This window comes from Aeromicrobium sp. REDSEA-S32_B7 (genome assembly GCF_001626145.1).
Taxonomy (GTDB): Bacteria; Actinomycetota; Actinomycetes; order Propionibacteriales; family Nocardioidaceae; genus Aeromicrobium; species Aeromicrobium erythreum.
On the sequence record NZ_LUNF01000326.1, the window covers coordinates 1 to 7,670 of the forward strand.

General features: G+C 72.6%; 6 protein-coding genes and 1 pseudogene. 2 read left to right on the forward strand and 5 right to left on the reverse strand.

Features of this window, described 5'->3' with window-relative positions:
* The 3 genes and pseudogenes from A6Q79_RS18275 to A6Q79_RS18785 form a co-directional block, all read right to left on the reverse strand.
* A partial coding sequence (locus tag A6Q79_RS18275; RefSeq protein WP_317698931.1) for an NAD(P)H-hydrate epimerase occupies window positions 1-870 on the reverse strand: 870 nt, incomplete at its 3' end.
* A 124-nt stretch (window positions 871-994) separates the two neighbouring features.
* The gene (gene glmS, locus A6Q79_RS18280) at window positions 995-2,398 is read right to left on the reverse strand and encodes a glutamine--fructose-6-phosphate transaminase (isomerizing) (RefSeq protein WP_369038033.1); all 1,404 of its coding nucleotides are present in this window, start codon (window positions 2,396-2,398) and stop codon (window positions 995-997) included.
* Window positions 2,383-2,832, reverse strand: a pseudogene (locus A6Q79_RS18785) (hypothetical protein); the annotation flags it as partial. The gene glmS and the pseudogene A6Q79_RS18785, both read right to left, overlap by 16 nt.
* Here A6Q79_RS18785 and coaA point away from each other — a divergent pair.
* A complete protein-coding gene (gene coaA, locus A6Q79_RS18285) occupies window positions 2,831-3,772 on the forward strand; it encodes a type I pantothenate kinase (protein WP_067859692.1) in 942 nt (313 codons plus the stop codon). The pseudogene A6Q79_RS18785 and the gene coaA sit on opposite strands and share 2 nt — an antisense overlap.
* Before the next feature lie 665 nt (window positions 3,773-4,437).
* Here coaA and A6Q79_RS18290 read toward each other — a convergent pair.
* Window positions 4,438-5,523, reverse strand: a complete 1,086-nt coding sequence (locus tag A6Q79_RS18290) for a GNAT family N-acetyltransferase (RefSeq protein WP_286689814.1) — start codon at window positions 5,521-5,523, stop codon at window positions 4,438-4,440.
* Between A6Q79_RS18290 and A6Q79_RS18295 the strand changes: the two genes are divergently transcribed.
* The gene (locus A6Q79_RS18295; protein ID WP_286689815.1) at window positions 5,512-7,362 is read left to right on the forward strand and encodes a carboxypeptidase-like regulatory domain-containing protein; all 1,851 of its coding nucleotides are present in this window, start codon (window positions 5,512-5,514) and stop codon (window positions 7,360-7,362) included. The genes A6Q79_RS18290 and A6Q79_RS18295 overlap by 12 nt on opposite strands.
* On the opposite strand, the gene A6Q79_RS18300 is transcribed toward A6Q79_RS18295, so the two are convergent.
* Window positions 7,311-7,604: a hypothetical protein gene (locus A6Q79_RS18300; protein WP_317698932.1), complete on the reverse strand. Its 294-nt coding sequence runs from the start codon at window positions 7,602-7,604 to the stop codon at window positions 7,311-7,313. The genes A6Q79_RS18295 and A6Q79_RS18300 overlap by 52 nt on opposite strands.
* Between the last annotated feature and the right edge of the window lie 66 nt (window positions 7,605-7,670).

The following is a 7,670-nucleotide window of genomic DNA, read 5'->3' on the forward strand; positions in this document are numbered from 1 at the left end:
GGCCTGCACCCGTCCGCGGCCGTGCACGACCTCCGGTGCGCGGTCGACCACCCGCGCCGCGAGGGTGTCGCTGCCGACGAAGCGCACCATGCCGGCAAGTCCCGACTGCGCGCCCGCGACGCACAGGTGCGCGGCGCCGGCGTAGGCGTCGGAGCCGGCGTCGACCCCGACCACGCCACGCGCGTACTTGTGCGACGCGGCGCCGGGCACGTGCCGGCGGAGGAGCTCGACGTCGGTGGCCTCGAGCGACGTCACGGTCGGCGCGTCGAGGTGCGGGCCGAGGCCGATGTCGACGAGCGTCGGCGGCTCTCCGCCGCCGGCGTCGGCGGCGGGCCCCACGATCGAGCAGACCTTGAGGGTGCCGAACGTGACGGTGCGGTCGGCGCGGACGTGCCGGCCGGAGGTGGCGCCCGTGTCGACGGCCACGCCCGACGGGACGTCGACCGCGACCACGTGGGCGTCGGTGTCGTGGGTCCAGTCGGCCCACTCCCCCGCACGTCCCTCGAGGCCGGGACGTGCGCCGATGCCGAACAGCGCGTCGAGGCACCACCGCTGGTCGCCCGGCGACGACACGCGCCGGGCCCCGGCCGCCTCGGCCGCGGCCAGTCCCTCGGCGTGGACGGCGTCGGGGTCGAGCAGCGCGAGGTCGACGCGGACGCCACGGGCGAGCAGGTGCGTGGCGGCGAAGAGCGCGTCGCCTCCGTTGTTGCCGGGGCCGACGAGGACGAGGACCGTCGCACCGGCCGGCACGTCGGCGAGGGCGTCGGCGAGACCGCGGGCAGCTCGCTGCATCAGCGCGTCCCAGCCGATCTCGGCGGCCAGTCGCTCCTCGGCAGCACGGACCTGGGCGACGGTGTGGGCGTTCAGCACGGGCTCAAGCCTCCGCCACGACGGACGCCGTCGCCACCGGCGGGCCGTGCCAGCACGACACGCTGACCCGCGCCGCGCCGACCGAGCGCAGGTGCGCGGCGCCCCTGATGCCGGACACGGCGGTCTACTCGACCGTGACGGACTTGGCGAGGTTCCGCGGCTGGTCGACGTCGTGGCCGAGCAGACCGGCCAGCTCGCACGCGAAGATCTGCAGCGGCACCGTGGCGACGAGCGGCTGCAGCAGCGTCGGCACCTTCGGCAGCCGGATCAGGTGGTCGGCGTACGGCACGACGTCGTCGTCGCCGTCCTCGGCGAGCACGATGGTGAGGGCACCGCGCGCGCGGATCTCCTGGATGTTGCTGACGATCTTCTCCTGCAGCTGGTCGCGGGCCTTCGGCGGCACGACGACGAACACGGGGATGCCGTCCTCGATGAGCGCGATCGGACCGTGCTTCAGCTCACCGGCCGCGAACCCCTCGGCGTGCAGGTACGCGAGCTCCTTGAGCTTCAGCGCACCCTCGAGCGCCACGGGGTAGCCGACGTGGCGGCCGAGGAACAGCACGGAACGGGTGTCGACGAGCTCGGCCGCGAGCTTGCGGACCTGCTCGCCCTCGTCGAGCATCCGCTGGATGCCGGCCGGCAGCTTCTCGAGCGCGGCCATGATGGCGTCGATCTCGTCGCCGTACTTCACGCCCCGCACCTGCGCCAGGTACAGACCGAGCAGGTAGCAGGCGACGATCTGCGACAGGAAGCCCTTGGTCGACGCGACCGCCACCTCGGGGCCGGCGTGCGTGTAGATGACCGCGTCGGACTCGCGCGGGATGGTCGAGCCGTTGGTGTTGCAGATGCTCAGCACCCGAGCCCGCTGCTGCCGGGCGTAGCGGATCGCCATGAGCGTGTCCATCGTCTCGCCCGACTGGCTGATCGCCACCACGAGCGTCGACCGGTCGATGATCGGGTCGCGGTAGCGGAACTCCGACGCCAGCTCGACCTCGCACGGGATGCGCGTCCAGTGCTCGATCGCGTACTTCGCGACCAGACCGGCGTACGACGCGGTGCCGCAGGCGATGATGATGATCTTGTCGACGTCGCGCAGCTCGTCGTCGCTGAGGCGCATCTCGTCGAGCTGCAGGCGGCCTGACCGGCCGTAGCGTCCCAGCAGCGTCTCGGCGACGGCCTGCGGCTGCTCGTCGATCTCCTTGAGCATGAACCAGTCGTAGCCGCCCTTCTCGGCGGCGGACACGTCCCAGTCGACGTGGTAGCTGGTGGTCTCGGCGGGCGCGCCGTCGAAGTCGGTGACCGTCATGGAGTCGCGCGTGATGGCGACGACCTGGTCCTGGCCGAGCTCGACGGCCTCGCGCGTGAACTCGATGAAGGCCGACACGTCGGAGCCGAGGAAGTTCTCCCCCTCGCCCACACCGACCACCAGCGGGGAGTTGCGGCGCGCGGCCACGACCCGGTCGGGGTCCTCGGCGTCGACGGCGACCAGCGTGAACGCGCCCTCGAGCATCTGACAGACCCGCTGCATCGCGGTCGTGAGGTCCTCCCCGCAGCCTCGAGCTCGGCCCGCAGCACCGCGAAGTTCTCGATGATGCCGTTGTGCACGACCGCCAGGCGGCCGTCCTCGCTCAGGTGCGGGTGGGCGTTCCGGTCGTTCGGCGCACCGTGCGTCGCCCAGCGGGTGTGGCCGATGCCGGTGGTCGTCTCCGGCATCGTCGTCTCGGCCAGGACGCCGTCGAGGTTGGCCAGCTTTCCGGCCTTCTTCGCCCAGGCGATCCGTCCGGTCGTGGGGTCGGGCAGGGCGACACCGCCGGAGTCGTACCCGCGGTACTCGAGCCGTCGCAACCCGCCCATGACGACGTCGAGGGCGTTGCGGTGCCCGACGTATCCCACGATTCCGCACATGCGCTCCAGGGTACCCAGGAGCGCCCGTGGGCCCCGGTACCGGCAGGATGGCGTCATGGCCCGTGAGCTCTCGCCGTACGTCGAGATCGAGCGGTCGGCGTGGGCCGACCTCGCCGACGACGTCCCCCAGCCCCTCACCGAGGACGACGTCCAACGTCTCAAGGGCCTCGGCGAGGAGCTCGACATCGACGAGGTGCGGCAGGTGTACCTGCCGCTGACCGAGCTCATCAGCCTGCGCGTGCGCGCCGCGACCCGCCTCTGGGAGGCCACCGAGTCGTTCCTGCGCGAGCCGCAGCCGCAGCGCACGCCGTTCGTCATCGGCGTCGCCGGGTCGGTCGCCGTCGGCAAGTCGACCACCGCCCGCCTCCTCCGCGAGCTGCTGTCGACGTCGCCCGAGCACCCGCACGTGAAGCTGGTGACCACCGACGGGTTCCTGTGGCCGAACGCCGAGCTGGAGCGTCGCGGCATCCTGCAGCGCAAGGGCTTCCCGGAGTCCTATGACCGCAAGGCGCTGCTGCGGTTCGTCATCGACGTGAAGTCGGGCGTCGAGCAGGTGACCGCCCCCGTCTACTCCCACCTGACCTACGACCGCACCGAGGAGACGGTGGTCGTGGAACGGCCCGACATCGTCATCGTCGAGGGCCTCAACGTGCTCGCGCCGGCGAAGGACCGTGGCGACGGCTCCCCCGGCCTGTCGGTCAGCGACTACTTCGACTTCTCGATCTACGTCGACGCGTCGAGCAAGGACATCCGCCGCTGGTACGTCGACCGGTTCCTCGCCCTGCGCCGCACCGCCTTCGCCGACCCGGCCTCCTACTTCCACCGCTACAGCAGCCTCACCGACGACGAGGCCGTCGCCCGCGCCGAGGAGCTGTGGGACACCATCAACTGGCCCAACCTGCGCGAGAACATCCAGTCCACCCGCGGCCGCGCCGACCTCGTGCTCCGCAAGGGCAGCGACCACTCCGTCAAGTGGGTGCGGTTCCGCAAGATGTGACGTCGCGGGGGTCCTGCTGGGCGTCGTCCTGCGGGTGCGCTGCCGCGGGGGTCTGGTCTTGCTGGTGCGCTGCCGCGGGAGGGTCTGGGCTTGCTGGTGCGCTGCCCCCGGGGGGGGTCTCGTCTTGCTGGTGCGCTGCCTCGGGGGGTCCGGTCTTGCTGGTGCGCTGGCGCAGGTGGTCTGGGCTTGCTGGTGCGCTGCCTCGGCTCTCGCTGGGGGTGGTCTCCGAAAGGCCTCGACCGGGCAGCTGGCGGGCGCGGTGGCCCGGGTTCTCGGGCTGTGGCTCGCGGGGGACGCGAGATTCTGCGTTCGTGCATTGGAGGGCGAACACTTCTGCGTTTCCTACGGGATCCCGTCGCGAACGCAGAAGCGTTCGGGATACAACGCACGTCCGACCCCGCCGGCGTTTCTGTGGCAGATCCACCGCTGAGGGGGCGCAAACGCAGATTCTTGCGTCCACCCCCAGCACCAAGCCGCAGCCCGAGACCCCAGACCAGCGCGGTCGCCAGCCGCCCGGTCGAGGCCCTTTCGGAGCGCAGGACGAGTCGAAGCCGCACCAACGCAGCCCCACCCGAACGAGGAGCTGCGCCAGCGCACCCCCACCCGAACAACAAGCCGCAGCAGCGCAGCCGCAGGACGAGCAGCACAGCCGCAGGTCGAAACCCTCAGCGACCCAACGGCTTGACCAGCTCCGCCGCCCACGCCACCTGCCGGTAGCCAAGGGCCTCGTTGACCGCGATCATCGGCGTGTTCGAGGCGGCGTTCCAGGTGGTCACGCGGGCGCGGCCGGAGAGGAGGTCGGCGGCCTCGTCGAGGGCGGCGGTCTTCATCGCGAGCCCGAGGCCGTGGCCACGGTGGGCGGGGAGGACGAGCGTGTCCCACTGGTAGGCGGTGTCGCCGTGGTCGGGCACCACGAGCTGGGTGTGGCCGGCGAGGGTGCCGTCGGGCGCGACGGCGGCGACCGTCTGCCCGACCCGGCCCTGCTCGGCCCAGCGGGCCTCCTCGTGACGCACCCGCTCGGCGTCGAAGTACTCGGGCTCCAGCCCTACCTCCCCTGACGGCGCCTCCGCGAGGATCAGCGCCCGCAGGACCGCGTACTGGTCGAGCCACTCGTCGGGGCAGCGACGCCAGGCCACCGACGTGTACCCGTCGCGCCACACCGGCGGGGCGACCTCGGCGGGCAGCGGGAGAGCGCGGATCGCGTCGAGCAGGTCGACGGCGTACCCGTGCGACAGCGCGAACGCCGACCCCGGCCCCTCGGACTGCTCCACCGGCCACGAGGCCTCCGCGAACGCGTTCGCCCGACCGCGCTCTTGCGCGAGCCGCTCGACCTCGCGCAGCAGCAGGCTCCCGTGCCCTCGACGACGCTCCTCCGGCACGACGAAGACGTGCAGGTAGGCGAGCGTCCGGTTGTCCTGCTGCGGGAACGACACCCACGCTCCCCCGACGACCTCCCCGTCGACCTCACCCGCCACGACGACGTGCTCGGCGTACGCGTCGCTGGTCAGGTTGGTGCGCTTCTCGGCGAACCCCCACGGCTCGTCGAAGCGCTCCGTGTGGGCGCGCGCGTAGGCGTCGTGGAAGGCGGCGTAGCCGTCCGGATCACGAGCCAGGTCGACGACGACGGGACGCATGTCCCCACCGTAGAGGCGATCCTGGCGAAGACGCGGACACCGGGTCGTCGCGTCCCTACACTCGTCGACGTCCCGGGCATCCCGCCCGGCTGATCCGGGGGATCCATGCGTCGTCACGTCCTGCTCACCGTCGTCCTGTCCGTCCTGGCGACGGCGCTCGTCGCGCCTCCGGCGGGGGCCGCGACGGGTGCGGCCGTCGTCGTCACCGGCCGCGTCACCGACGACTCCTCCGGTCGGGGGCTGCAGGGGCTCACGGTGACCGCCCATGACGACAGGCTGTCGCCCGCGGTCGCCACGACCACGACCGACGAGCGCGGCGCGTTCTCGCTCGACCTCCCCGACGACGTCGAGTACCTCGTGACCGCCTCGGACCCCACCGGTCGCTACCGGTCCACCTCTCGGTGGTTCCGCTCGGGCGACGGCGAGCTGGAGCTGAGGCTCACCGAGCGCACCGGGCTGGTGAGCGGCTCGGTGCGCGACCAGTACGGCGTCGGCATCCCGGTCAAGGTGCGCCTCCGGCCCGAGAACGGCACGGAGGACCTCGTGCTCGACACCTGGCAGAACGACGAGGACCACGACTTCTCCGTCCGGGTCCGACCCGGCCGGTACCGGGTCGCCCTGCTGGGCTCCTTCGACGGCCCCGACGAGCGGTGGATCGGCGGCACCGATGCGGCCTCGGCCACCGTGCTGACGGTGACGGCGGACGAGACCCTGGCCCTCGGCGACCACGTCGTGGACGTGTCGGGATACCTGGCCGGGACCGTGACCGACGAGGCAGGCCGTCCGCTGCGCAACGTCGGTGTGCGCCCCTACTTCCGGGTCGGTGACCGGTGGCGGACGACCGACCGCTTCTGGCTGACCGGACCCGACGGGACCTATCGCACCGCGCGGCTGTCGGCGTTCGACGACGTCCGCATCGAGTTCGTCGACCGCGCCGGGACCTACCTGACGCAGTGGTACGGGGGCGGGTCCGACCTCGCCAACGCGACGCCGGTCTCGACCACCGAGGGTTCGCGAACCAGCGGTCTCGACGTGAGGCTCCTCCCAGGACCCCCGGCCCCGGTCGGCCGCCTCCACGGGACGCTGGTCGACGTCGACGGCGCCCCGGCGAAGCCGGTCCAGGTCTGGGCGTACCGCGAGGATGCCTCGCGCGCCGCGGCCCCGGCATACCGCACCACGAGCCGTCGCGACGGCACGTACGCCTTCGCCACGATCGAGCCGGGGCGCTACGTGCTCTCGTTCGCCTACGGCAGCACCGACCACGTGCCGGCCCTCCAGGACGGCGCCACCTCCCGCACGACAGCGCCCAGGGTGACGGTGGTCGACGGCGGCAGCACCACGGTGCCGGTGCAGCTGCTGCGGTCCTACGGGAGCGTCGACGTCCCGGTGCAGCAACGCGACGGACTGGAGGACCTCGAGGACCACGACGGCCTGCTGGTAGAGGTCCTCGACCTCGACGGGCGCGTCGTCACCAGCACCGACGCCTCCGGCTCGATCCGCGTCGAGCCCGGCCGGTACCGGGTGCGCGCTGCGGCACGTCTGCGGGACGACCAAGGTCGGACGCGCTACGTCGGCACCCGCTGGAACGGCGGTGCGCTGAGCGAGCAGGCCGCTCGCCCGTTCACCGTCCCGGACGGCGGCACCGTGACCCTTCGGAGCATCACCCTCGACCGGCGACTCGTCGCCACCACGGCTCCGCGCGTCTCGGGCACGGCCCGGCGTGGGAAGGTGCTCACGGCCAGCACCGGAACGTGGGCACCCGGGCGAGGGCTGCGGACGTCGGTGCAGTGGTACCGCGGGACGCGAGCCATCAAGGGCGCCACGCGCACGAGCTACCGCGTGACGTCCACCGACGTCGGCGCAGCCCTGCGCGTCCGCGTCAGCGTGCGGGATCCTCGCGGCGACTACCTGACGTCCGCCGCGTGGTCGGGCCGGACCCGTACGGTCGCGCGGTAGGCGTCCTCGGTCCGCGGCCGGGCGGTGAGCGCGACGACGAGGAACCGCAGGGACAGGCCGGGAAGGGCGGGCACCTCGGAGGTGAGGTCCACCGAGAGCCCGGTCAGTGGTGACGGCACCTTCGCGGCGTCGCGGCGCAGGGCCAGCACGCGGTGGCCGCGCTCGGCCAACCTCAGCCCGATGCGGGACCCGAGGTCCCCGCAGCCGACCATCAGCACGTCGTGGATCGCGTCCTCCGTCATGGGGGCGAGCCTAGGCCGGGTGGGGGCAGCGTCTCGGGTCAGCCGGCGGGGTCAGCGGGACGGGTC

What these genes read in the sequence shown, in the direction of transcription:
- glmS (WP_369038033.1), bottom strand. Translation starts at nt 2,398, where the DNA reads ATGCAGCGGGTCTGTCAGATGCTCGAGGGCGCGTTCACGCTGGTCGCC.
- coaA (WP_067859692.1), top strand. Translation starts at nt 2,831, where the DNA reads ATGGCCCGTGAGCTCTCGCCGTACGTCGAGATCGAGCGGTCGGCGTGG.
- A6Q79_RS18295 (WP_286689815.1), top strand. Translation starts at nt 5,512, where the DNA reads ATGCGTCGTCACGTCCTGCTCACCGTCGTCCTGTCCGTCCTGGCGACG.
- A6Q79_RS18300 (WP_317698932.1), bottom strand. Translation starts at nt 7,604, where the DNA reads ATGACGGAGGACGCGATCCACGACGTGCTGATGGTCGGCTGCGGGGAC.